This window comes from Amylibacter sp. IMCC11727, from assembly GCF_029854195.1.
Lineage (GTDB): Bacteria > Pseudomonadota > Alphaproteobacteria > Rhodobacterales > Rhodobacteraceae > Amylibacter.
In genome coordinates this window covers 620,567-644,793 of the sequence record NZ_CP122960.1, presented here as the reverse complement: position 1 = coordinate 644,793, position 24,227 = coordinate 620,567, and the positions used below count along the sequence as shown (strand labels likewise).

The window sequence follows — 24,227 nt, the reverse complement described above, 5'->3', positions numbered from 1 at the left end:
GGCTTAGTCGGCCAAAACTTCCCAGCGTTTGGTCTTCGAAATTGGTGCGCATTCTTGGATGCGAACTGTGTCACCAACTTTGAATTGCTCATTCGCATCATGCGCCCGATACTTTTTGGACTTACGAATGGTTTTCTTCATAACGGGGTGTTTAAACCGACGTTCAACAGAAACTGTTACAGTCTGAGCATTCTGGTCGCTTGTGACTGTGCCGGACAAAATACGCTTTGGCATAATTCAGGCTCCTCTTACTCAGATGCAGCTGCTTCAGCAGCTTTTTGGTTCAGAATTGTGTTCACCCGCGCAACGTCACGGCGAACTTGGCGCACACGTGCAGTGTTTTCCAGCTGGTTCGTCGCAGCTTGGAAACGCAGGTTGAACGCTTCTTTTTTCAATGAAACGAGCTGCTCACGCAACTCATCAGGGGTTTTACCCCGGAGTTCTTCGGCTTTCATGCCATTTCCTTTTCAACATCATTGGAGTGCCCCGACATGCACCACTCGCGCAGCACAAAGGTCACACTGATTCCAATGGAGTACAGTACGAGCGCGTTCTATAGGGGGGATGGGGCTGTGTGGCAACCATTATCTCGAGAAAGAACAACTGAAAATAGGCTTACTTGTATTTTCTAAATGCACAAAATAGACTACAACCCATGAGTGTGGAGGGCGTTGTTGGAACTACTTAATAAGTTATCACCTTATAATTTTATCAATTTCTTGATCCCCGGTGTCATTTTTTGCTCTGCAACAAAGCGGATTTGGGCCATTGATTTAGCAGGAACAGATTTGGTTGCCTCAGTCTTCATATATTACTTCGTTGGCATGTGCGTCAGTAGGGTTGGATCGGTTATGGTCGAACCAGTTCTTCAAAAATTCAAATTCGTTTCATTTTCTGAATATCAAGATTATTTGATCGCAGAAAAAAACGATACCAAGTTAGAAGAACTATTATGCACTGCAAATTTTTATCGGTCAATTTTGGGAGGGCTGTTTGTCTTCCTTCTCGTTTGGGTGGCTCAAATTGCAATCCATCACCAAATTGTTTCAGTTAACCAATCACTTTCAGTGTTCGGCATTGGGACAGCTCTTATTCTTCAGCAAAGCTACAGGAAACAGGTTTCCTACATAAAAAAGCGCGTTGATTTTAGGAAATAAAAGATGCCTCTAGTAAAAACATTTTCAGTTGGTGACGGTGATACTTATTACATTCAACATGGAAGTGATAATTTCACTGTCATTGATTGTAATCTCGAAGATGACCGCAAATTACAGATTGTTGACGAAATCATTGAAAAATCTGCCGACAAGGAAATTTCACGTTTCATTTCCACTCATCCAGACGATGATCATTACCGAGGGATAGATTACCTTGATGCGCGGAAAACCATCGTTAATTTCTACTGTGTTGCAAACAAAACCACAAAAGACCCTGAAACTGACAGTTTCAAACATTATAAAAAATTAAGAGATGGGGACAAGCAGTTCACAATTTATCGCGGATGTTCAAGAAAGTGGATGAATGAGTCCGACGATGTTCGGGGAAGTTCAGGCATAAATATCCTTTGGCCAAATACTGACAACAAATATTACAAAGAAGCTTTAAATCAGGCTGCGGCTGGAGGAAGCCCCAATAATATTTCCATCGTAGCTACTTACTCGATAGAAGAAGGTCCAATTTTTTCATGGTTTGGAGATTTGGAGACCGAATTTATGGAGAACATTTATGACGATATTGCATTAGTCGAGTCGCAAATAGTTTTCGCGCCTCACCATGGCCGAAAAAGTGGGCGATTGCCTCAATCTTGGTTAGATAAGCTTAAACCAAAAATTATCGTTTTAGGTGAAGCTCCTTCCGCTCACTTGGAATACTACTCAAATTTCAACACAATCAAACAAAACAGCGCTGGAGACGTGGTTTTTGAAACCGAGGGGAAAAAGGTTCACGTATTTTGTTCTGAACCGAGTTACTCCGTCGATTTTTTGTCAAATGAAAACCAAAAAGACACTCATGGTTATTACATTGGAACTTTAAACTTTAGTAAAAAGTAGTGCTCTCACCACCCGTCTTTCGCCCTCTTCCGCAACACTTCCGTCTGCGGCAACCCCCCATCCCTAACACCCCCCACCCCCATTGTCCCCACCTTGGAAACTCAGTTTCCACTTTAGCTCGCCCCACCCCTACGTTAACCATATTTAGCTGCACTGCTCGCAGCATTCATGGGTAGCAAAACATTTTAGGGGAAAAGATATGGGACTGGCATTTTTGGCGCTGTTCGCCGTTGGCGTAATTGCGATGACGTTCACCGAAGACGACGTCGTTGCGGAAGACACCACAACAGACGCAGACACCGAAACAGAAGAAACGACTGAAGAAACCGTCACGACAGAAGACGGGACCATCACAGGAACCAGCTTGGCCGATACCCTGCTCGTGGACTCTGCCGAAATATCGGATGTACTCGCAGGGGATGGCGACGACATCATCACGACCCAAGCGGGCGAAGAAGACACCCCCCTCTCCCCCGAAATTTATGGCGGTGAAGGTGACGATCAGATTGATGCACGGCAAGCTGCCACAGCCGATGTTTACGGCGGCGCGGGCGATGACATCCTACAAGGGGAAACCTATTCCACTTTTGACGGATCATCTGATTTCTACGGCGGCGATGGCGACGATCAACTAGACCTGTACACCTCCGCAGAATTTGATGCGTTCGACGCCCCCAGCGTAACCCCAGCCCTTTACGGTGACGCAGGCGATGACACATTCAACATCAACTTGACCGAAGGCCGAATAGATTTCGACAGCTTTGACGACAGCGGAGAAACCCCAGACAGCGGATCAGACCTTGTCGCACGCATTCAAGATTTTAACGCCGAAGAAGACACTCTGAATGTGGACATCACCAGCTTTGTCGAAGACACCGAGGAAAACCCAACCTACACGGGCTTCACCTTAACCGAAGTTCCCGCGACCGATGACGTCCCCGCTTACGTAGAAATGCGCCTGAACTTTGAACTGGAAAGCGGCCAAGACTTCACGTCCATCATCAACCTAAGCGGTGGTCCATTCCCCACGGCCGAGGACATCAACATCATTCAGTGATGTAGACAGGCGTCGGGGGTTACCACCCCTCCTTCGCTTGCTTCTCCGCCCGCTTTCGCAGCACCTCCGTCTGCGGCAACCACTTATACCGCACGTCTTCTGCCAGCGATCCGAAATACAACGCCCCGCCATACCGCCACGGGTCTAGGATCAGCGCCTCTTGCATGGTGTCGCCCTTCGCACTGATCAGCACCGTTGAATGATCGATCCGCAATGCCACGTCCGAATTGGCAATGGCGCGGTGCAGATCGAGCGTTTCAAACCGCTCCGCCGCCAATCGTTTCTGCATATCCTCGGCCCAGTGCCAGCACAGCCCGCGCGGCCGCGTGCCTGCGTTCACCTTGGTGTTGTGAATAAGCGGCCCATCGGTCACGCCGTATTCCACCCGCAACTGGCGCGGATACATCAGCGCGATACGCGCCGCACGCGCTGCTTCCTCTGCACTCACATCAGGGCCCAGCGCCAAAATCCGCGCTTCCAGCCGATCAAACTCGTTTTGCGTCACAGGCGGCAATTCCCGCGCACCACAGGCCGTAAGAACCAGCATCGTCAAAACCATTAAAATCCGTGTCATGCGTCGCCCTCAGTCAAACACTTCAAAATTCTTATCTGGCGTTGGGAGCCAGCGCATCAACCCCATTTGCCCCACCAGAAACAACACCACCCATATGACCGTCGCCTCTGTCAAAGAGACAAGCGCAAAATACGCCACACCGATTAAAATTCCTGTGATGACAATCATCAAACCAAGTGTCCCCCAAAACGCGATACGGGTGAAACTTCGGCCTTGATCGCTCACGGGGATCACCAGCACCCGCAAAATCTGCGTCAATGCGCTCGATGTGGCCAGAAAAAACAAAGGCAAAATCACCACGGCCTGCTGCATGACCCCAGCAGGCATCACCAGCGCCGCTGCCGCCGCCAAGGCAATGGCGATGGCAACCAGCAAGAACTGCACACAGATCAGATACAGCGCCTTTGCAATCACGCGTCCGACCAAGCGTAGTTAAAGCTCACAGAAATCCGCTCTTCATCGGACATGTTCAACGGCACCTCATGGCGCAACCAGCTTTCCCACAGCAGCACATCCCCAACGGATGGCGCCACATAATGGAATTGCTGCATATCCTCGCGCGCATCTTTTTGGCGTGGTGGGGCTGCCATCATCATCGCCAAACGCGGGTCTTCATATTTAATCGCGCTCGCATCTTCAGGCATCGCCACATAAGTCGTGCCAGAAATCACCGAATGGGGATGGATATGCGCAGAATGCGTGCCGCCCGTTGGCAAAATGTTCACCCACAAACTGTCCAACACCAGCGTGCGACCATTCAGATCGAACGCCAAATCCTTGGTAAATTCAGCCACATGCGCATCGAGCGCCTTAACCAAATCCGCAAAAATCGGAAACCGCCACGGCAGATCATCAAGGCTCGCATAACTGGTATAGCCTGGGAAATCGTTTTCCTCACACCAATCCTGCCCCGCCTCATCATCATCGGCAATGGACAGGCAAGTCGCCTCTAACTCTGCACTATCAACAGCGGGGTTATGTTCGGACAAAGCCGCCTGATACAGACGCGTCACAAACAGGGATTTTATCTCGGCCATGGCCCACTCCTATGGGTTTTTAAACGTATGTGGCGCAAAGGGATCGGTGATCGCACGCTCCAGCAATTCCAGATGGTCCTGCCCGTAAAACATATCGCCGTCCAGAAAATATGTTGGCGATCCAAACACGTTTCGCGCAATCGCCTCTGCGGTATTGGCCGCGTGAATGGCTTGAATTGGTTCGGACAGGGCCGCTTCCAACAAGGGTGCTGCCTCCAACCCGATCCCTTCGGCCACCACCGCCAATGCTGCTGCGTCCGCCAGATCAATGTCGTCACGCCAATGGGCCTGCAACACCGCTTGGGCCAGCGCATCCACATCCGCGCCTTGCTCTATCGCTGCAATCAACATCCCGTTCGACAGATCAAGCGGATTGTCATGATAAGTCGGACGGTAATTCAAAATCTCTGCACCACGATACTCGGCCCAACGCTCCACTTCGCGCCCGAAATAGTAATTCACATGGGGCTTGGTCCGCGCGGCAAAAGACAGCCCACCAACCGCCTCCACCACAGGAGACAACGCAATGGGGCGATGATCCAGCACACAACCCGTGTCGCGACAAATCTGCGCTAACTTGCGCGACCCGATATAAGCAAAGGCAGAATGCGCAGAATAGAAATACTCTATCTTACGCATCAGGGGGCCGCTTGCTCCGCAGGCAAATCAAACCCATTGCGCCCTGGAAACTCTGGCCCAGGGGTGCGCGCATTGTCCATCTTGAGCCACAGCCGCAGCATCTTGCGCCGCTTTTCCTCTTCCATGTGGTCCTCAAAATCCGTGCGCGAATGCAGCACAGCGTAATTGTTGGCAAACTGCAAATCACCTGGCTCCAACATCATATCAATGCGCAGCTTTGGATCATGCATTATCCGGTCAAACGTATCGAGCGCCTCGATCTCCACGCTCGACAACGGCAGGTTCATCTGCTCATGGCCCAGCTCGATGTACTGGCGCAGATACCGCGCACTCAGCTTGCCCTCATGATAGGAAAACAACGATGTCAGCTTCGGCTCTCCCTCGCCCAAATAGGCGTAATAGAACTGTTTATAAAACAGCCCGAGCAGTTCGGGATGATGTGCCAAAATTTCGTTGTAAACCGACGCCATACTGACCAAACTGCTCAGCCCGCCCGTCTTGGCCTTGCGCAGACACAACAGACCAACCACATCCGATGGGTCCGTGTGATAGGGCAGGTACAGGTTTGTCTGAAACACCCGCGTTTCTTTCTTGGCGGGGTCGCCCACGGCCATCACATTGCCCAGCAGATCACCCTGCGGGTTCTGCCCGACAGGCACCCCAAGGTGCAAGCCGATCCCGTAATAGATCAACTTCACCTCATCCTCTGTATACCGTTCCACAGGCAATCCACGCAGCAACAAAAATCCGCGACCGTTTTCCAATTCCTCGCGAAATACTGCAAATTTTGGCTCCAAGAATCCGAAATCCACATCCCCTGCGGTCATCTTGGGATAGGACACCCCTGCCCCGCGCGCCGCGACAACCGCCGCATCAATGCCTGCAATTTCTGCATCGGACAACACATGCAACCAGCTGCCATCTTCTTGAACATCCGCCGCCACCCACGCCGCTGGTCCCGTGATCGGCTCTTTCAACATCACACTCATTCGCACACCATCTCCTTGATAAAACAATTAGACCCAAGACAACCGTCCCAGCCCTTCTCCTTGGACGCTTGCGACTTTTCGTTAAAGACGCCGTCGATAACCTTCACCGATTTGATCTTTTCAAACTTGAACAACCGCGCTGCCTCAAAATCACGGCCTTTGGTACACCCCCGCGTCTGCCACCCGCGCAAATACAACGACCCATTGTTCCCCAGCGCTACAATATGCACATCCAGCAAACGGGGCTCACACCCTTTGCTGGCGTCCTTGTCATAGACAAGTTCAATCGTCTGCCCCGCCTTCGCCGCCTCGCACAACAGGACTTCAGTTTCAGATTGCGCATTTGCCATGGCCGCACATCCAATTGCACCCAAGACGCCCCAGCCGAGTGTTCTAACCATCATCACAATGCTCCCATAAATCTTGCGTCCAGTTAACCAGATTTACGCACCAGCCCAAACCCCAAAAGAAAAAACCCCCGCCTGTTTCCAGACGGGGGTCTCTCAATTCTTATCGTAGGTCGGGCTTCAGCCCGACACCAGCGGCCCAGCGATATTGCATATCGCTTACACCGCGCAGCTTTTGGTCATTCGACCAAAACTGCTTACCAGTCTTCGCGCTGAACGACGCGTGTTTTCACTGGCAGCTTCATCGCAGCAAGGCGAAGCGCCTCGCGTGCAACAGCGTCAGACACACCGTCGATTTCGAACATGATACGGCCAGGCTTAACCTTGGCTGCCCAGAATTCGACAGAACCTTTACCTTTACCCATACGGACTTCGGTAGGTTTCTTTGTCACTGGCAGATCAGGGAAGATCCGGATCCATACACGACCCTGACGTTTCATGTGGCGGGTCATCGCACGACGAGCAGCCTCAATCTGACGCGCAGTGATACGCTCTGGTTCTGTTGTCTTCAGGCCATATGACCCAAAGTTCAGATCGGAACCGCCCTTGGCTTGGCCTTTGATCCGGCCCTTAAACGCCTTGCGGAATTTGGTACGCTTTGGTGATAGCATCTATACTCTCCTTAGCGACGAGGTGGACGCGAAGGCCCGCCTTCTTGCATTTCAGCCTGACGACGATCCCGTGCAGATGGATCATGTTCCATGATCTCACCTTTAAAGATCATCACTTTGATACCGATGATACCATAAGCAGTCAGACCTTCGGCACGTGCGTAATCGATGTCAGCACGCAGTGTGTGCAACGGCACGCGACCTTCGCGGTACCATTCGGTCCGCGCGATCTCTGCACCACCCAAACGACCCGCACAGTTGATGCGGATACCAAGGGCACCCATGCGCATCGCGTTTTGTACGGCACGTTTCATGGCACGACGGAAAGACACCCGACGCTCCAACTGCTGTGCAACGCTTTCGGCAACCAATTGCGCGTCCAGCTCTGGCTTGCGAACTTCAACAATGTTGAGGTGCAATTCAGAATCTGTCAGGTTTGACAGCTTTTTGCGCAGTGTTTCGATGTCAGCACCTTTTTTGCCGATGATCACACCCGGACGTGCCGAATGGATTGTCACGCGGCATTTTTTGTGCGGACGTTCGATGATCACACGGGCGATACCAGCCTGCATGCACTCTTTCTTGATGAACTCGCGGATCTTCAGATCTTCGAGCAACAGATCGCCGTATTCTGCCTTGTTGGCATACCAGCGGCTGTCCCATGTACGGTTGACTTGCAGACGGAAGCCAATTGGATTGATCTTCTGACCCATTATGCTTGCTCCTCTTCTGCTGGCTGACGCACCAGAATGGTTACTTGTGCGAAAGGCTTCAGGATGCGGCCGTAACGACCACGAGCCCGAGGGCGCCCGCGTTTCATTGTCAGGTTCTTACCAACCCAAGCCTCTGCAACGATCAGCTCGTCAACATCCAGACCGTGGTTGTTTTCAGCGTTGGCAATCGCAGATTGCAGCGCCTTTTTCACATCAGCCGCGATACGCTTTTTAGAAAACGTAAGGTTGGTCAATGCTTTTTCGACTTTTTGACCACGGATCAACTGAGCCACAAGGTTCAGCTTCTGTGGGCTTGTCTTGAGCATACGAGAAACGGCATACGCTTCGTTCTCTGCTACGCGACGGGCGTTTTTAGACTTTCCCATGGCTTATTTCCGTTTCGCTTTTTTGTCCGCAGCGTGCCCGTAATAGGTGCGCGATGGGGAGTATTCACCGAACTTCTGGCCAATCATATCCTCAGATACTGACACAGGGATGTGCTTGCGGCCGTTGTACACGCCGAAAGTCAAACCCACGAACTGTGGCAGGATCGTCGAACGACGAGACCAGATTTTGATTACTTCATTACGGCCAGATTCGCGGGATGCTTCGGCTTTTTTAAGCACATAAGCATCGACGAAAGGGCCTTTCCATACTGAACGAGGCATCTGTTAACGACCCTTCTTCTTGGCGTGACGGGACCGGATAATGTATTTATCCGTAGTCTTGTTGGAACGAGTGCGCGCACCCTTTGTTGGCTTACCCCAAGGGGACACTGGGTGACGACCACCCGATGTACGACCTTCACCACCACCGTGTGGGTGATCGACAGGGTTCATAACCACACCACGCACAGATGGGCGGATGCCCTTGTGACGGTTGCGGCCCGCTTTACCAAAGTTCTGGTTGGAGTTGTCTGGGTTAGACACGGCACCAACGGTGGCCATGCATTCCTGACGAACGATGCGCAGTTCCCCTGAGGACAGGCGGATCTGAGCGTAAGAACCATCACGACCAACAAACTGAGCATAAGTCCCAGCAGCACGAGCAATCTGCCCGCCTTTGCCTGGCTTCAACTCGATGTTGTGGATGATTGTCCCGATGGGCAGACCTGTGAACGGCATGGTGTTGCCTGGCTTCACGTCAGCCTTCGCAGAAGAGATTACCTTATCGCCAACAGCCAAACGCTGTGGTGCGATGATGTAAGCCTGCTGGCCATCTTCGTATTTGATGAGTGCGATGAACGCGGTCCGGTTCGGGTCATATTCGATCCGTTCAACGGTTGCCGGTACATCCATTTTGTTGCGTTTGAAATCAACGATCCGGTACAGGCGCTTTGCACCCCCACCTTTGCGACGCATAGTAATACGCCCAGTGTTGTTACGTCCGCCATTCTTGGTCAAACCCTGTGTAAGGGCTTTGACCGGACGGCCTTTGTACAACTCTGAACGATCAATCAGTACCAGTCCACGCTGGCCCGGCGTCGTCGGCTTATACGACTTAAGTGCCATTCTTACTGTCTTTCGTTTATGTGGCGGCCCCGTAGGTCCGCAAAGTGATAGGACCCCGAAGGTTCCAAGATTATAGGCCCCCAAAGGTGCCCGAGTTAGGCAGATGAACAAACCGTTCACCCAAAACAACAACGCCCCAGACGAATCTAGGACGGTGCAGATAGTGGCTTCTATGAATAAGGGGGGCGTGGGTCAAGCATAAATGGCTAATTAGCCACTACTGTCCCCGACTTGATCGGGGACCGCTCTCAACGAACGCCAAGCCGTGCCAGCGCTGACCCGCAGGATGGCGCTCACTATACGGATTATTAGCAACTCTAAAGAGCCGCGAAGGAACGGCGCCTTTTGACCCAATTTCCGTACATTTAGGGATGAGTCTGTAAGCCGTGGGAAAAAATCAATATCATCACAGAATGAAACGTAGTCTGAGTATTTTATTTACTTTCTTTTCCATTGGCATTCTGCTGCTAATGTTAGCAGGGCGTTATGCAGTGACGCCAAACAAACAGTTCGTCGGCCCACCCCCGAGCAATATAAAACTGGCACCCATTTCCCTTGCCGACGCTGATGGAAATCACGTTTCAGCTTGGTACTATGTTTCACCATCGAATAATCCTGTGGTTCTACTTCTTCACGGCATCAAGTCTGACAAACGCTCTATGCTTCCTAGAGCGCAGATGCTCATTGAAAATGAATATTCAGTGGTACTCATCGACCTTCAAGCCCATGGAGAGAGCGATGGCAAAACCGTAACCTTTGGGCACTTAGAAGCAGTCAGCGTTCAGGCTGCATACAGCTTTATTGAACGAAAATGGCCAGACAAGAAGGTTGGCGTGATCGGTTCATCTCTTGGCGGCGCTGCTGCAATTTTGGCTGGGTCCAAACAACAAGCTGATGCTTACGTATTAGAGGCTGTCTTTTCTGATCTTAAAGATGCCACGGAAAACAGGCTGCGCGTAAAACTCGGAGATTGGAGCGTTCGTCTATCAATGCTGTTACTTTGGCAAGCTCCTCTCCAAATCGGTGTAAGCACACACGAAATTTCTCCAAAGAACAAAATTGAAGCCATCCAAGCGCCTATTTTGGTTATTGCAGGCACCAAGGATCAAAGGACAACGCTGGTAAACTCCCGCGAACTGTTTTCGAATGCCAATTCACCAAAAGAAATTTGGGAAATCCCAGAAGCGAGGCATCAAGACTTCTACCGATTTGCCAAAACTGAATATACTCGGCAGGTTTTGAGTTTTTTCGACGAACATTTGCAGTAGCGAAAAAAGCCCCACTGCAACCAGCAGGACTTTCCCAACTCTTACCGTAGATCGGGCTTCAGCCCTACCCCCCCTAAGAATGCAACTTCAAACGCTGCCCACGCACGATCAACTTTTGCGCAGGATACTCGCCCGATTTCGCATACACACAGGCGCGGTATTTGTCTTTGATCTGGTTTGGCGTAGGAAATTCATCCACGGCAAAATAACGGGGCGTCTGGGCAAACCGCTCGGCACGATCAAAACAAATCTGCTCTGCCGCGCTCAGGCTGACCTTCGATGATGTGGCAAAAGTTGGCGCAGCGACGGACACAGACAGGGCCAGCGCCATAAGGGATATTCTCGTTAACATTTTAATACTCCTTTTGTTGGGTTCTTAAATCCAACCTATACCAACGGGTTTCACCGCCTAGCCCTCCACACGCGTGTGTGACCAAAAGGGAGCATGCAAAAAGGCCCTGCCGTTTCCGACAGGGCCTTTTCCACTCAAAAACGATCCACCTAAAAGATCAGTAGACGCGTCAATCCTGTCGCCCTCGTCAAAGACCCGATTAATCTCCGCCTAGAATTGCCAAAAGCAACTTAGCCATTGGCCCCTAAAGTCACGACTTGTCCGCGGATTTTCAGTTCGTTTTGCGGATACTGACCGGATTTTGCAAACACGCATGCGCGAAACTGATCCTTAATTCGACTGGGCTGCGGCCCACCGCCATCCCCAACAGACGCAGCTTGCGCAAACTTGGCGACACGGTCCAAACAAATCGCTTCAGCCGATTGAAGGCTCACTTTAGAACCGGCAAAACTTGGGCCCGTTGCCATCAATGCAAAGGCAAGCGTTGCAAAGGAAATTGTTCTTATCATTGGTTTTGCTCCATATTTCCACTTCAACTGAAAACATAGATTAATTTCCCAATGTTTCGAGCGAACGCACACAAACGTGAAAAGGCCCCGCCGTTTCCGACAGGGCCTTTTCTATTCAAAGACGATCTAACTTAAAGACCAGTAGACACGTCGATCGTGTTACCTTCTTCAAGCGTCACGTAAGCCTTTTTCACGTCCTTACGAACGCCCAGCTTACCGCGGAACCGCTTTACTTTACCTTTGGTGATGGATGTGTTCACAGCCTTCACCTTCACACCAAACAGGCCTTCAACGGCTTCTTTGATCTGTGGTTTGTTCGCGTCAATCGCCACTTCGAAAACAACGGCGTTATGCTCGGACGCCATGGTTGCTTTTTCCGTGATGATCGGCTTGCGGATCACGTCATAGAGTTCAGCTTTAGTGCTCATTTCAAACGGGCCTCCAATGCTTCAACGCCAGCTTTGGTGATCACCAAAGTGTCGCTTTTCAGGATGTCGTAAACGTTGGCACCTTGGCTTGGCAGAACGTTCACACCGTCGATGTTACGAGCAGCCAATGCAAAGTTTGCATTCACTTCCGCGCCATCTACAACCAGTGCACGCTTCCAACCGAGGTTCTTTACTGCCTTCGCCAGCTCACCAGTTTTTGCAGACGCCATTTCAGCGTTGTCTACAATCACCAACTCACCCGCAGTTGCCTTTGCAGACAATGCGTGGCGCAAGCCCAGCTTACGGAACTTTTTGGTCAGATCATGCGCGTGGCTGCGCACTTTCGGGCCTTTGTAAACACCACCACCACGGAAGATCGGCGCATTACGGTCACCATGGCGTGCGCCACCTGTGCCCTTTTGGCGATAGATCTTCTTTGTGGAATAGCTGGTTTCAGACCGTGTCTTAACCTTGTGTGTCCCCGCCTGACGTTTCGCCAGTTGGTAACGCACAACACGGTGCAGAATGTCCTTGCGTGGCTCAAGGCCAAACAGGGCCTCGTCCAAGTCAACAGAACCGGCTTTGCCGCCGTCGAGTTTGATCACGTCAAGTTTCATGCGTCACCTTCTTTCTTCTCGTCAGCAGGTGCCCCTTCTGCAGCAGCGTCCGCAGCGATTTCAGCTTCAGCAGCCTTCAACGCAGCTTCTTCTGCAGCAGCAGCTTCCGCAGCAGCGGCTTCAGCGGCCGCAGCCTCTTCAGCAGCAGCCTCAGCAGCAGCTTCTTCAGCGGCTTTCGCAGCAGCAGCAGCGGCAGAGCGCAGCGCAGCAGGCAAAATGGCGTTCTCAGGGAACGGCTTCTTCACCGCATCCTTGATTGTCACCCAACCACCTTTGGAACCAGGAACGGCACCTTTGATCATCAGCAAACCACGGTCGCTGTCAGTTTTGACAACTTGCAGGTTCTGCGTTGTTACCTTCGCAGCGCCCATGTGACCGGCCATTTTCTTACCTTTGAAAACACGACCAGGTTCTTGACACTGACCCGTGGAACCGTGCGAACGGTGCGAAATCGACACACCGTGTGTCGCGCGCAAACCGCCAAAGTTCCAACGCTTCATCGCACCCGCAAAACCTTTACCGATGGATGTGCCAGATACGTCTACGAACTGACCTTCAAAATAGTGATCAGCGATGATTTCTTCGCCAACCTCAATCAGGTTGTCAGCAGACACGCGGAATTCCGCGATCTTGCGTTTTGGTTCAACCTTTGCAGCCGCGAAATGGCCGCGCATCGCTGCGGATGTGCGTTTCGCTTTGGCTGTGCCAGCACCCAGCTGAACAGCTGTGTAGCCGTCTTTTTCGCCAGTGCGTTGTGCCACAACCTGCAGGTTTTCCATTTGAAGAACAGTTACAGGAACCTGCTTACCGTCTTCCATGAACAACCGGGTCATGCCCAGTTTCTTTGCAATTACTCCAGAGCGCATCTCTCAATACTCCCTTAAAGCTTGATCTCAACATCCACACCAGCAGCCAGATCGAGCTTCATCAGCGCGTCTACTGTTTGTGGAGTTGGGTCAACGATGTCGAGCAAACGCTTGTGCGTGCGGATTTCGAACTGCTCACGGGACTTTTTGTTTACGTGTGGACCACGCAGAACCGTGTACTTTTCGATGTGATTAGGAAGTGGAATAGGACCACGAACCTGTGCGCCAGTGCGCTTGGCTGTGTTTACGATTTCCTGTGTGGACGCATCCAGAACACGGTAATCAAACGCTTTCAGCCGAATTCGGATATTTTGGCTTTGTACTGCCATAAAACATACCCCTTGAATTAGGGATTTCCATGGAGAGGAGGACAGACGACCACCGCCAACCCTCATCGCATCGTATGTGAACCAAAAAAGGGCACGCGAAACGCACCCTCTCAGGACTTGGCCCGTTTAGGGTGAGTCGCTTATGAAAGCAAGGGAAAATCGTGGATTTTTTCACATCCCTTTGTGCAGGTGTCACACCCGCCGCTTGGCCAATACAACACCCTCATCCCCGACAAAAACCTGCCAGCCCCCGTGCCACATCTCATACAAGACCGTGAACAGCAAATCTTTATCCCCCCCGATCAGAACACCCGTCACCCATGTATGCAGTTGATAATAATTCCCTGCCATTGCGTACAACGGCTCTCGCAAGAAACGTTCTGCCGCCGTGTGGGCCATATCTCGGACAGGACGTGGTTCCAGCAGACTCTCTTCCAAAAGGATGTTGATTTCATCCACAAACGACAGCGCTGCAAGCCCATCCTCCGTATCCCGATCCACCACTTCAACCTTGGAAAAATCCACGTCTTCATTCGGGCCGATCTTTTGAACAAGCGCGATCACTTCCGCTAGGGCCTGTCTTGCCGCTGTTTCAGACATAGCAACTGGCTTGCGCACTCTGAACGCGTCAAACCGGGCGTGCATTTCTGTGCCGTGGGGGAATACCGCGAAACACGCCGCTTGTGTCTTGGGGTGTGCCTGAGACAGATCAAAGATCAGACGGTAATCGTCATCAAGTGTGTCGGGCATCGGGTCGGGGCGATCGCTCGAAACGGATCGGCCTAGAAACGGATCAGCGTCAAATAGGTCATGCCATTGGACCTGCCAATTGGCCTGTTGTGCCTTGATCCAATCAGCTCGTGCCTGTTTGTCCAACGGCGGGCTATGCGTATGCCCCCCAGCGCGCAACTTTTTCATCCATCCAAACACTTGCCCTGTAACTCCGTTTCAACGCCGTCGGCGCATCACAGGTGTGTCATCATCAGATCGTGTTTCTTCCCGCGCAGACGTGTGCGGGATGGATCGTTTCTTGTTCGGCTCTCCATCCACGTCAGTCAGTCGCACCTCTCCTTGCTTGGCACGCACCCGTAAAATCCACCGCACCAACTTTGTACCAGAGATCAGGGCAAAGATGACTGTGAACCCGACCGAAACAAACACAAGCAACAAGTTCGATCCAAGTCGCCCATCCAACGCCGCGTCCCGCGTGCCCCAATAGGGCTCCACAACATAAACGTGCCGCGTTTGTCCTGCGTCTTTCAACGCGCGTTCAATACGGGATTTGAACCTATGATCCTTTTCTTCAAACCCACGGATCAGGCTCGCGCCTCCATCTACTTTGGCCTTTGCAATTCGTTCCAATAGCAGGTCAAATAGATACCCTTCACTTACCAACGCAACCGTGGCCCCTTCTCCGTCCAACGGCTCCAGCAGAGCAAAAGCAAAATCAATTTTACCCGCTTCAATACCCCGCGCGAACCCTTTGTACTGCCCCAATACAGCCACTTCCACCGCGCCGGTTCGCGCTGGATCAAGCGAAAAATCGGACAGGGGGCGCACCTCTGGGGCGGGCGCTGACTTGGCCGCGTCTAATCCTGCGCGCAGGGCCAGATAGTCTTTGACCGTCGAAATCGCCAAAGGCACCATAACGAACAGGATCGGCAGAAACGCCCACCACGGCATGTACCTTAAAAACAGACGCCCAAACATCTTTTCTTCCCCCAAATGCAAAAGGGCGCGTGATTGCTCACGCGCCCTTCTAATTCGATCAGCCTAAGGCTTACTCGTTGATTTTGGACACAACACCGGAGCCCACTGTGCGGCCGCCTTCGCGGATCGCAAAGCGCAGGCCTTGTTCCATCGCGATTGGGGCGATCAGCTCAACGTTGAACTTCAGGTTATCGCCCGGCATCACCATTTCTGTGCCAGATGGCAGCTCAACTGTGCCTGTCACGTCCGTTGTACGGAAGTAGAACTGTGGACGGTAGTTCGCAAAGAACGGCGTGTGACGGCCACCCTCTTCTTTGGTCAAGATGTAAACCTCAGCTTCGAACTTTGTGTGTGGGTTCACAGAACCCGGCGCACACAATACCTGACCACGCTCAACCGCATCACGGTCAACACCACGCAGCAACGCGCCGATGTTGTCGCCTGCTTCACCGCGATCCAGCAGCTTGCGGAACATTTCAACACCCGTACATGTGGTTGTTGTCGTGTCTTTGATACCAACGATCTCGATGCTGTCGCCAACGTTGATCGCGCCACGCTCTACACGGCCTGTTACAACTGTACCACGGCCAGAGATTGAGAACACGTCCTCGATTGGCATCAGGAACGGCTGGTCAACCGCACGGGCGGGTGTCGGGATGTACTCATCCACAGCCGCCATCAGCTCAGCGATCTTGTCTTTACCAATGTTGTCGTCGCGGTCTTCCAAAGCAGCCAGAGCAGAGCCCGCGATGATTGGGATATCATCACCTGGGTAATCGTACTCGGACAACAGCTCACGGATCTCCATTTCAACGAGTTCCAGCAGCTCTTCGTCGTCCACTTGGTCCACTTTGTTCATGAACACAACCATGTGCGGGATGCCAACCTGGCGACCCAGCAAGATGTGCTCGCGTGTTTGTGGCATAGGGCCATCAGCCGCGTTCACAACCAAGATCGCGCCGTCCATCTGCGCCGCACCCGTGATCATGTTTTTCACATAGTCAGCGTGGCCTGGGCAATCAACGTGGGCGTAGTGACGACCTTCAGTCTCATACTCAACGTGCGCTGTGGAAATGGTGATCCCACGGGCTTTTTCTTCTGGCGCGCCGTCGATCTCGTCGTAGGCTTTAAACTCATTCGAAAACTGCTTTGTAATCGCAGCTGTCAACGTTGTCTTACCGTGGTCAACGTGGCCAATCGTGCCGATGTTTACGTGCGGCTTATTACGTTCAAACTTCTCTTTTGCCATCTTAAGGCTCCTTCTATTTTACGGGTGGCGAGGTGATCCCCGCCCTACGGGTTGTGGTAGGGCGGGGTTATCCCCGCCGCACCGATTATGCGTATTTCGATTGAATCTCTTCTGAGATGTTCGATGGAACGGCTTCGTAGTGTGAGAACTGCATGGTGAAGTTCGCACGACCAGAAGACATGGACCGCAATGTGTTGATGTAACCGAACATGTTTGCCAGTGGCACACGTGCGTCGATTGCAATTGCGTTACCGCGTGTTTCCTGACCCTGAACCTGCCCACGACGGGATGTCAGATCACCGATGATACCACCTGTGTATTCATCAGGTGTCACAACTTCAACTTTCATGATCGGCTCGAGCATTTTCGCGCCGGCTTTTTTCATGCCTTCGCGCATACCCATGCGACCTGCGATTTCAAACGCCATAACGCTGGAGTCAACGTCGTGGAATTTACCGTCGATCAGTTCAACCTTGAAGTCGATCACGGGGAAGCCAGCCAATGGGCCGCTGTCCATCACAGATTCGATGCCTTTTTCAACACCTGGGATGTATTCCTTCGGAATAGCACCACCAACGATCTTGGATTCAAAAGAGTAACCCTCGCCTGGCTCGGTTGGGATGATGTTCATCTTCACCTCAGCATACTGGCCAGAACCACCAGACTGCTTTTTGTGGGTGTAAGTGATTTCAGCCTCATGAGAAATTGTCTCACGATATGCAACCTGAGGCGCACCGATGTTCGCTTCAACTTTGAACTCACGCTTCAGACGATCCACGAGGATGTCCAAGTGCAATTCGCCCATACCCTTCATGATGGTCTGACCTGATTCCAGATCAGTTTCCACGCGGAAGGATGGATCTTCAGCAGCCAAACGGCCCAAGCCTTGCGACATTTTCTCTTGGTCGGCTTTTGTTTTTGGCTCAACGGCAATCTCGATCACAGGATCTGGGAATGTCATTGTTTCAAGAACCACAGGATCGTTCACAGCACAGATGGTGTCACCTGTTGTTGTGTCTTTCAGACCTGCAAGCGCGATAATGTCACCAGCGAATGCTTCCGTGATCTCTTCGCGATCAATGGAGTGCATCATCATCATACGACCAACACGCTCTTTTTTACCCTTAGTAGAGTTGAGCATTGTGTCGCCTTTGTTCAGCGTACCAGAGTAGATACGTGTGAACGTCAAGGAACCCACAAACGGGTCGTTCATGATTTTAAACGCAAGGCCAGAAAACGCCATGTCATCATCCGCACGACGCGGGATGTCACGAGTTTCTGTTTCGTCACCTGGCTTAAAGCCCATGTAATCAACAACGTCCAATGGGGACGGCAGATAGTCGATCACAGCGTTCAACAGCGGCTGAACACCTTTGTTTTTGAACGCAGAGCCGCCCAAAACAGGAACGAATGACAAGGACAATGTACCCTTACGGATCAGCTTGCGCAGTGTTGCAACGTCTGGCTCGTTACCTTCAAGGTACGCTTCCATCGCGTCGTCGTCCATTTCAACGGCGTTCTCAACCAGCTTGTTGCGCCATTCTTCCGCAGTTGCTTGCAACTCATCACGGATCGGAGCTTTAACCCAGGACGCGCCCAGATCTTCACCCTGCCACAACCACTCTTCCATAGTGACCAGATCAACCAAACCTTCCAGCTCGGTTTCAGCACCGATTGGGAAAGCAACAGGAACGGCAACCGCACCTGTACGCTCTTCAATCATGTTCACACAGTTGAAGAAGTCAGCGCCGATTTTGTCCATTTTGTTAACAAAGACCATACGTGGAACTTTGTAACGGTCAGCCTGACGCCAAACAGTTTCTGTTTGCGGCTCAACACCAGCGTTGGCGTCCAGAACACAAACCGCGCCATCAAGAACCGCCAAGGACCGCTCAACTTCGATTGTGAAGTCAACGTGGCCTGGTGTATCGATGATGTTCAAACGGTGCTTAGGCGTGTCTGGAGTTGTGCCGTCTTCGGTACGCTCCCAGAATGTAGTTGTCGCCGCAGAGGTGATCGTGATGCCACGCTCTTGCTCTTGCTCCATCCAGTCCATTGTGGCTGCGCCATCATGAACTTCGCCAATGTTATGCTCTTTACCTGTGTAATACAGGATACGTTCCGAACATGTGGTTTTACCGGCGTCGATGTGCGCCATGATACCAAAGTTGCGGTACAGTTCGAGTGGATATTCACGTGCCATTTTGGTGTGATCCTCTTACCAGCGGTAGTGGCTGAACGCTTTGTTCGCCTCTGCCATTTTATGCGTGTCTTCACGCTTTTTCACAGCGGAACCACGGGAGTTCACGGCATCCATCAATTCTGATGCAAGGCGTTCTTCCATTGTGTTCTCGTTGCGTGTGCGCGACGCTTTGATCAACCAGCGGATGGCCAAGGCTTCGCGGCGCTCAGGGCGCACTTCAACAGGCACCTGATATGTGGCACCACCTACACGGCGGGAGCGAACTTCCACGGCAGGTTTGATGTTGTCGAGCGCTTCGTGGAATACTTCCACAGGAGCACGTTTTGTTTTCTCTTCTACGCGGTCAAGCGCACCATAAACAATACGCTCAGCAGCGGACTTTTTGCCGTCCAGCATGAGGTTGTTCATGAACTTAGAGAGAACGCGGTCATGAAATTTTGCGTCTGGCAGAATTTCACGTTTTTCGGCGCGGTGGCGTCTAGACATATCTTGAAATCCTTACTTCGGCTTCTTCGCGCCGTATTTCGAACGACGTTGTTTACGATCTTTAACACCTTGGGTATCCAACACACCGCGCAGGATGTGGTAACGGACACCCGGAAGGTCTTTTACACGGCCGCCACGGATCAGAACCACAGAGTGTTCCTGAAGGTTGTGGCTTTCACCTGGGATGTAAGAGATAACCTCAAAACCATTTGTCAGGCGCACTTTGGCAACCTTACGCATAGCGGAGTTCGGCTTCTTAGGTGTTGTTGTATAAACGCGGGTACATACACCCCGTTTTTGCGGACAAGATTGCAAGTGCAACGACTTGGATCTTTTAACTTTCGGCTGGCGCGGCTTGCGGATCAGCTGTTGGATTGTTGGCATTCGGATACTCCCGTTATACCTATTTCAAACTCGAAATGGCGCTTGATCTGTCGATCAAACACCGCGAACACGGCTGCTCGCACACAAGTGGATGAACAACCGCGGTTAAATACCAGAGGATCGGAGACTACACTCGGATCATGACCGCCAAATTATGGCTAGAAACGATTCCCAAGACAGGAACCATTCCGTGTGCCGCGCGTATAGGGGGAGTCGGTTTGTGTGTCAACAGGGGTGGGGTTAACCGCTAATCAAACAGGCCACCCAATCACAATACCAGCCGCCCCATTTACCCAGAGACTGAAATCATGGCTCGACGCACCGCAGGTGTTGCCCATGCGTCGCCGGGCTCAACAAATCCCACAACTATTAACAGTTGAGCAGATAGCCCAACCACGCTAGCCTAGGCTCCATATTTTGAGAGTTAAGGATTTACCCCATGTCGCGCAAGATTATCGTGTGCCTCGATGGCACGGGAAACGAAATTGAAACCAATGAATCGAACGTTCTTCGCCTTTATAAAACGCTGGAACGATCCGAAGATCAGCTGGTCTATTATCATCCTGGTGTCGGCACAATGGACACCAACCCCTTTGCCAAATTGTTCTGGTCCAAACCCAAACTTATCGCTGGGCTGATTTTTGGCGCAGGGCTCGAAACCAACGTCCTACGCGCTTATGAATTTTTGTGCCGCCACTACCAAGAAGGCGACAAAAAGAACAATATCGACGGGGATCGCCTCTACTTCTTTGGCTATTCTCGTGGCGCCTATACCGCCCGTGCGTTGGCGGGGTTCATCAATGATTTCGGCCTCGTGGACCCTCAGGAATTTCACCTCGTCGCCCCTGTGTTTCGCGCATGGCGCGCCATCAGCAACGCAGATGATCGCAAGGCTTATGCCAAAATTCGAATGCTCGAACATGCCTTTACCATGCGCTACCCCGCGATCCGTTTCTTGGGCCTGTGGGATACCGTCAGCTCGCTGTTGCGTGTCAAACTCGGCAAGGGCACGTTCATCCAATACGGCACACATTCCAGCGTCGATGAAAACCCATCAGTGGAATCCGTGCGCCACGTGTTGGCCATCGACGAAACCCGCCGCTTTTTCCGGCACCAGTTCTGGACCGAAGGGCAAAAATATTACGGTAATCGGTTCAAATCCAAAAAGAACCCGCCAGACCAAGACGTGAAACAAGTCTGGTTTGCAGGCACGCACACAGATGTCGCAGGCAGCGTCTATGAACCCGAAGCAGGCCTTGCCAAAATTACCATGAACTGGATGCGCCAAGAACTCGATGGGCTCAAAGTCGATAAACTTGCCTTCCGCACCATCAGCTACAACCGCTATGTCTTGGGTAAAGAGGATAAAGTTACGGCGAAAATGGGCCTCACGGTTTCCAAGCCCGATCCATCCGCCCCTTTGCACAGTCAGATGAAAAAAGGGTGGTTCATCCTCGAAATTTTCCCTCGTTTACGTCGCCGATGCCGCTGGCCCAAACAATGGTCGATCCTTGGATATTACATCCCATGGGGCCAATACCGCTACATCCCGCCTGAGTCTGACATTCATCCAACCGCACTTGAACGCCGGGCGGATAAAGCCAACACCTACGATCCGCCAAATTTGAAACCGTTCTAGTCCACACAGGCCCGCAAAACCAAAAAGGGCCGCGCATACCGCGCGGCCCTTTCGGAAATCAGATACTCGTTACAAGCAAACCTTACGCGTTGTGAACGACAATCTGTTGAAACGGGATTTCGATTTTGTCCTTCTTGAACTGTTCATACACCTCTTGGGGCAGTGAATATTTCACATCGAAATAATGAGCCCCTTGGGCGAACGGACGCACCAGAATATCAACGGAAGATGCCCCAAGGCTTTCCACTTCGACAAACGGCGCAGGCTCTGCCAACACATTTGCGTTTGCTTCCAAAACCTTGGCAATAGACGCCTTGGCCTTTTTGATATCCGTGCCGTAGGCCACGTTCACAATCATATCCACACCACGCACAGGGTGATGAGAATGGTTGGTGATTTTTGTGCCCCAGATTTCGGCGTTCGGAACGATGATTTGTTGATTGTCAAACGTCACCAAATCCGTGGTGAACAATGTGATGCCTTCCACTTTGCCCCCTGTGCCTGCCACATCCACAAAGTCACCCACTTTGAACGGGCGGAACATCAACAACATGACTCCTGCGGCCAAATTCGACAACGTGCCTTGCAACGCCAAACCAATGGCCAAACCCGCTGCACCGATCAGCGCCACAAGCGAAGTGGTTTCAACGCCAAACCGTCCTAAAACAGCGATGCCTGCAAAAGCCAAAACAGCATATCGCGCCAACGATCCTAAAAAATGGAACAGCGTTTCATCAAGCGCTTCATAGCTTTTGCCCATACGCACGATCATCGCTTTGACAAACCCCGACAGCCAAAGCGCGACCAGAATAATAATAATCGCGTATAAAATGTTCATCCCATTGCCAGAGGCCCACGCCCCCCAAGAAGACATCGTTTCCATGTGATTTTTCCCCCAAATCAGTTTCTTATGCCCAAACGGCATTGGACCCTATTTGGGGATCATAATCCGAATTTCAACGGCGTGGTTGTCCAATTTCTGCAAGAAAGCGAACCGCGGGTAAGATTACAGGACCTTAGTCATCAAAGCCGACAAATCGGGTGACATTATCAACGGGGCGACGGCGCGACACAACGCTGTTTGCGGCAAAACCCTCATCTGGCCAGCCCATCGCCACACAGGTCATGATAATCTGATCATCAGGAATGCCAGCATGTTCGCGCACCACAGGGGACTGCATAATACCCTGCCCATTGATCACACAACCGAGCCCCTTGGACCACGCGGCCAGCGTCAAGCCATAGGTCACAGCACCTAAATCGAAATGTCCAATGGTGTCTTGTTCAAGCGCTTTGTCCAAGCACACCACAATGGACACGGGCGCATCGAATTGGCGAAATCCACGCATGACCCAATCCTGTCGCATCTCTTTGTCGTGGCGCTCAATGCCCATGGCCTCAAACAGTTGCACGGCAATTTCAATCTGGCGTTCACGGTGCGGGCCCGTATACGCCGCATGGGCCGAAATTTCGCGCACGGGCGGAACACCCGCCAACATCCGTTCGGAATTTCCGTTTCGCACAGCTTCCAGCGGCGCGCCCGTCAGCACATGCAAATGCCACGGCTGCGTGTTCATAGAACTGGGCGCGCGATTGGCCAGAGCGATAATCTCTTCCAGCAAGGGCCTTGGCACGGGTTTGTCCAAAAATCCCCGAATGCTGCGCCGATCTTGCATCGCCTCTTCTAGGTTCATCATCGCTCTCCCTGTTTTGCCAAACACTGGCCTGATGGGCCATGGGCGTCAACAGATCGACAAAACGCCGTAGCGTCGCCAGTTATCGCAAAGTCACCCCTTCTCAGAACAGGGGGAACAGGCGTAAGTTGAGGCTATGTTTGCTGATACCTCTGCCTTATCCCCAAGAACCCGCGCCATCGGCCTGCGGTTTCGACTGCTGTACAGTCATGCGTCGATCTGGATTATGACCTGCATTTTATTCGGGGCGGTTTGGTATTGCGCCACGCATTGGTCAAACGCTTTGATCCTGTTGATGTTGGCGGGCGTCGCAGGACAAATGACAACAGAATACAACATCCACCGGTATACCTTTCACCTGCCACCACCGAAAAACCAACGGTTGTTTAACCTTTTGTACCTGTGCCACTATGGCCATCACGATTTTCCAACAAATCCGAAACTGTTCTTTGTGCCGATCTGGTTTATGCTACCCGTTCTCATGGCGGGTTTTTTCATCTACTGGGGCGTTTTCGCACTGCTTGGATTTGACAGCGCCCTGCCCATGGCAGTTGCCTTTGTTTTCGTGGGGCATGTGGCCACGTTTCTGGGATATGAGTGGTACCATATGACCGCGCACCTCAATATCCGCAAATTCATGCCCGAAGTGGCCGTCACACGGCGCCACAACATCCATCATTTCAAAGATTTCACCCGCAACTATCACGTGTCATGGGGCGGCCAAATCATCGACCGAGCCATGGGAACCGAAATCGACCCGGATACCCGTGATCGGCTGTCGCGCTCTGAATTTATCCGCACATTGGGCATGGCCCCGGATGATCCACGGCTTATCACGGCACGTGAAACATACGCCAAAAAGCTCGGGCTGAGCACACGGCAATTGGACTCGGCAAAACGCTGA

33 protein-coding genes are annotated in these 24,227 nt (G+C 51.9%); 6 read left to right on the top strand and 27 right to left on the bottom strand.

Features of this window, described 5'->3' with window-relative positions; translation table 11 throughout:
• Positions 1-3 precede the first annotated feature (3 nt).
• Together rpsQ and rpmC are read right to left on the bottom strand one after the other, a co-directional pair.
• Complete coding sequence (gene rpsQ, locus QBD29_RS03325; RefSeq protein ID WP_280099903.1) at positions 4-234, bottom strand: 30S ribosomal protein S17; 231 nt, start codon at positions 232-234, stop codon at positions 4-6.
• Positions 235-248: 14 nt separating this feature from the next.
• Positions 249-455 carry a 50S ribosomal protein L29 gene (gene rpmC / locus QBD29_RS03320; RefSeq protein ID WP_280099902.1) on the bottom strand — a complete coding sequence of 69 codons (207 nt, stop codon included), beginning with the start codon at positions 453-455 and terminating at the stop codon, positions 249-251.
• A 219-nt stretch (positions 456-674) separates the two neighbouring features.
• Between rpmC and QBD29_RS03315 the strand changes: the two genes are divergently transcribed.
• The 3 genes from QBD29_RS03315 (at position 675) to QBD29_RS03305 (ending at position 3,108) form a co-directional block, all read left to right on the top strand.
• Positions 675-1,157, top strand: a complete 483-nt coding sequence (locus tag QBD29_RS03315; RefSeq protein WP_280099901.1) for a hypothetical protein — start codon at positions 675-677, stop codon at positions 1,155-1,157.
• Positions 1,158-1,160: 3 nt separating this feature from the next.
• On the top strand, positions 1,161-2,051 hold the full coding sequence (locus tag QBD29_RS03310) for a hypothetical protein (protein ID WP_280099900.1): 891 nt from the start codon (positions 1,161-1,163) through the stop codon (positions 2,049-2,051).
• Positions 2,052-2,250: 199 nt separating this feature from the next.
• On the top strand, positions 2,251-3,108 hold the full coding sequence (locus QBD29_RS03305; RefSeq protein ID WP_280099899.1) for a hypothetical protein: 858 nt from the start codon (positions 2,251-2,253) through the stop codon (positions 3,106-3,108).
• 19 nt (positions 3,109-3,127) lie between these two features.
• Here the strand turns inward: QBD29_RS03305 and QBD29_RS03300 are convergent, their stop codons facing one another.
• The 11 genes from QBD29_RS03300 to rplB form a co-directional block, all read right to left on the bottom strand.
• Positions 3,128-3,682, bottom strand: coding sequence for a hypothetical protein (locus QBD29_RS03300; protein ID WP_280099898.1), 555 nt, complete (start codon positions 3,680-3,682; stop codon positions 3,128-3,130).
• A gap of 9 nt (positions 3,683-3,691) precedes the next feature.
• Entirely contained in the window at positions 3,692-4,096 is a 405-nt protein-coding gene (locus tag QBD29_RS03295) for a hypothetical protein (protein ID WP_280099897.1), read from the bottom strand.
• Positions 4,093-4,719: a 2OG-Fe(II) oxygenase family protein gene (locus tag QBD29_RS03290; protein WP_280099896.1), complete on the bottom strand. Its 627-nt coding sequence runs from the start codon at positions 4,717-4,719 to the stop codon at positions 4,093-4,095. The genes QBD29_RS03295 and QBD29_RS03290 overlap by 4 nt, the downstream gene beginning before the upstream one ends.
• Before the next feature lie 9 nt (positions 4,720-4,728).
• Positions 4,729-5,358: a DsbA family protein gene (locus QBD29_RS03285; protein WP_280099895.1), complete on the bottom strand. Its 630-nt coding sequence runs from the start codon at positions 5,356-5,358 to the stop codon at positions 4,729-4,731.
• Complete coding sequence (locus QBD29_RS03280; RefSeq protein WP_280099894.1) at positions 5,358-6,347, bottom strand: TauD/TfdA family dioxygenase; 990 nt, start codon at positions 6,345-6,347, stop codon at positions 5,358-5,360. Before QBD29_RS03280 ends, QBD29_RS03285 begins: the two co-directional genes overlap by 1 nt.
• Entirely contained in the window at positions 6,344-6,751 is a 408-nt protein-coding gene (locus QBD29_RS03275) for a WYL domain-containing protein (RefSeq protein ID WP_280099893.1), read from the bottom strand. The genes QBD29_RS03280 and QBD29_RS03275 overlap by 4 nt, the downstream gene beginning before the upstream one ends.
• Positions 6,752-6,951: 200 nt before the next feature.
• Positions 6,952-7,365 (bottom strand): 50S ribosomal protein L16, encoded by a 414-nt coding sequence (gene rplP, locus QBD29_RS03270; protein WP_280099892.1) that lies wholly within the window; start codon positions 7,363-7,365, stop codon positions 6,952-6,954.
• An 11-nt stretch (positions 7,366-7,376) separates the two neighbouring features.
• On the bottom strand, positions 7,377-8,078 hold the full coding sequence (gene rpsC, locus QBD29_RS03265) for a 30S ribosomal protein S3 (protein ID WP_280099891.1): 702 nt from the start codon (positions 8,076-8,078) through the stop codon (positions 7,377-7,379).
• Positions 8,078-8,464, bottom strand: coding sequence for a 50S ribosomal protein L22 (gene rplV / locus QBD29_RS03260; RefSeq protein WP_280099890.1), 387 nt, complete (start codon positions 8,462-8,464; stop codon positions 8,078-8,080). The genes rpsC and rplV overlap by 1 nt, the downstream gene beginning before the upstream one ends.
• A gap of 3 nt (positions 8,465-8,467) precedes the next feature.
• On the bottom strand, positions 8,468-8,746 hold the full coding sequence (rpsS, locus tag QBD29_RS03255; RefSeq protein ID WP_280099889.1) for a 30S ribosomal protein S19: 279 nt from the start codon (positions 8,744-8,746) through the stop codon (positions 8,468-8,470).
• A gap of 3 nt (positions 8,747-8,749) precedes the next feature.
• Entirely contained in the window at positions 8,750-9,589 is an 840-nt protein-coding gene (gene rplB / locus QBD29_RS03250) for a 50S ribosomal protein L2 (protein ID WP_280099888.1), read from the bottom strand.
• 413 nt (positions 9,590-10,002) lie between these two features.
• Here rplB and QBD29_RS03245 point away from each other — a divergent pair, with 413 nt between their 5' ends.
• The gene (locus tag QBD29_RS03245; protein ID WP_280099887.1) at positions 10,003-10,857 is read left to right on the top strand and encodes an alpha/beta fold hydrolase; all 855 of its coding nucleotides are present in this window, start codon (positions 10,003-10,005) and stop codon (positions 10,855-10,857) included.
• Positions 10,858-10,930: 73 nt separating this feature from the next.
• Here the strand turns inward: QBD29_RS03245 and QBD29_RS03240 are convergent, their stop codons facing one another.
• The 12 genes from QBD29_RS03240 to rpsL form a co-directional block, all read right to left on the bottom strand.
• Positions 10,931-11,209, bottom strand: a complete 279-nt coding sequence (locus QBD29_RS03240) for a hypothetical protein (protein ID WP_280099886.1) — start codon at positions 11,207-11,209, stop codon at positions 10,931-10,933.
• Between the two features lie 230 nt (positions 11,210-11,439).
• Complete coding sequence (locus QBD29_RS03235; RefSeq protein WP_280099885.1) at positions 11,440-11,718, bottom strand: hypothetical protein; 279 nt, start codon at positions 11,716-11,718, stop codon at positions 11,440-11,442.
• Between the two features lie 131 nt (positions 11,719-11,849).
• On the bottom strand, positions 11,850-12,146 hold the full coding sequence (locus QBD29_RS03230) for a 50S ribosomal protein L23 (protein WP_280099884.1): 297 nt from the start codon (positions 12,144-12,146) through the stop codon (positions 11,850-11,852).
• Complete coding sequence (gene rplD, locus QBD29_RS03225; RefSeq protein ID WP_280099883.1) at positions 12,143-12,763, bottom strand: 50S ribosomal protein L4; 621 nt, start codon at positions 12,761-12,763, stop codon at positions 12,143-12,145. Before rplD ends, QBD29_RS03230 begins: the two co-directional genes overlap by 4 nt.
• Complete coding sequence (gene rplC, locus QBD29_RS03220; protein WP_280099882.1) at positions 12,760-13,629, bottom strand: 50S ribosomal protein L3; 870 nt, start codon at positions 13,627-13,629, stop codon at positions 12,760-12,762. Before rplC ends, rplD begins: the two co-directional genes overlap by 4 nt.
• A gap of 14 nt (positions 13,630-13,643) precedes the next feature.
• A complete protein-coding gene (gene rpsJ / locus QBD29_RS03215; protein ID WP_280099881.1) occupies positions 13,644-13,958 on the bottom strand; it encodes a 30S ribosomal protein S10 in 315 nt (104 codons plus the stop codon).
• 192 nt (positions 13,959-14,150) lie between these two features.
• Positions 14,151-14,876 (bottom strand): hypothetical protein, encoded by a 726-nt coding sequence (locus QBD29_RS03210; RefSeq protein ID WP_280099880.1) that lies wholly within the window; start codon positions 14,874-14,876, stop codon positions 14,151-14,153.
• Between the two features lie 30 nt (positions 14,877-14,906).
• The gene (locus QBD29_RS03205; RefSeq protein ID WP_280099879.1) at positions 14,907-15,668 is read right to left on the bottom strand and encodes a hypothetical protein; all 762 of its coding nucleotides are present in this window, start codon (positions 15,666-15,668) and stop codon (positions 14,907-14,909) included.
• 70 nt (positions 15,669-15,738) lie between these two features.
• Positions 15,739-16,917, bottom strand: coding sequence for an elongation factor Tu (gene tuf / locus QBD29_RS03200; protein WP_280099878.1), 1,179 nt, complete (start codon positions 16,915-16,917; stop codon positions 15,739-15,741).
• 85 nt (positions 16,918-17,002) lie between these two features.
• The gene (gene fusA, locus QBD29_RS03195; protein ID WP_280099877.1) at positions 17,003-19,120 is read right to left on the bottom strand and encodes an elongation factor G; all 2,118 of its coding nucleotides are present in this window, start codon (positions 19,118-19,120) and stop codon (positions 17,003-17,005) included.
• A 15-nt stretch (positions 19,121-19,135) separates the two neighbouring features.
• Positions 19,136-19,606, bottom strand: a complete 471-nt coding sequence (gene rpsG, locus QBD29_RS03190) for a 30S ribosomal protein S7 (protein ID WP_280099876.1) — start codon at positions 19,604-19,606, stop codon at positions 19,136-19,138.
• A gap of 12 nt (positions 19,607-19,618) precedes the next feature.
• Positions 19,619-19,990: a 30S ribosomal protein S12 gene (rpsL, locus tag QBD29_RS03185; RefSeq protein ID WP_280099875.1), complete on the bottom strand. Its 372-nt coding sequence runs from the start codon at positions 19,988-19,990 to the stop codon at positions 19,619-19,621.
• Between the two features lie 439 nt (positions 19,991-20,429).
• Here rpsL and QBD29_RS03180 point away from each other — a divergent pair, with 439 nt between their 5' ends.
• Entirely contained in the window at positions 20,430-21,629 is a 1,200-nt protein-coding gene (locus tag QBD29_RS03180; RefSeq protein WP_280099874.1) for a DUF2235 domain-containing protein, read from the top strand.
• 82 nt (positions 21,630-21,711) lie between these two features.
• On the opposite strand, the gene QBD29_RS03175 is transcribed toward QBD29_RS03180, so the two are convergent.
• A complete protein-coding gene (locus QBD29_RS03175; protein WP_280099873.1) occupies positions 21,712-22,512 on the bottom strand; it encodes a mechanosensitive ion channel domain-containing protein in 801 nt (266 codons plus the stop codon).
• A gap of 133 nt (positions 22,513-22,645) precedes the next feature.
• Positions 22,646-23,323 (bottom strand): nitroreductase, encoded by a 678-nt coding sequence (locus QBD29_RS03170; protein ID WP_280101024.1) that lies wholly within the window; start codon positions 23,321-23,323, stop codon positions 22,646-22,648.
• Positions 23,324-23,459: 136 nt separating this feature from the next.
• On the opposite strand from QBD29_RS03170, the gene QBD29_RS03165 reads away from it, so the two are divergent.
• Positions 23,460-24,227, top strand: coding sequence for a sterol desaturase family protein (locus QBD29_RS03165; RefSeq protein WP_280099872.1), 768 nt, complete (start codon positions 23,460-23,462; stop codon positions 24,225-24,227).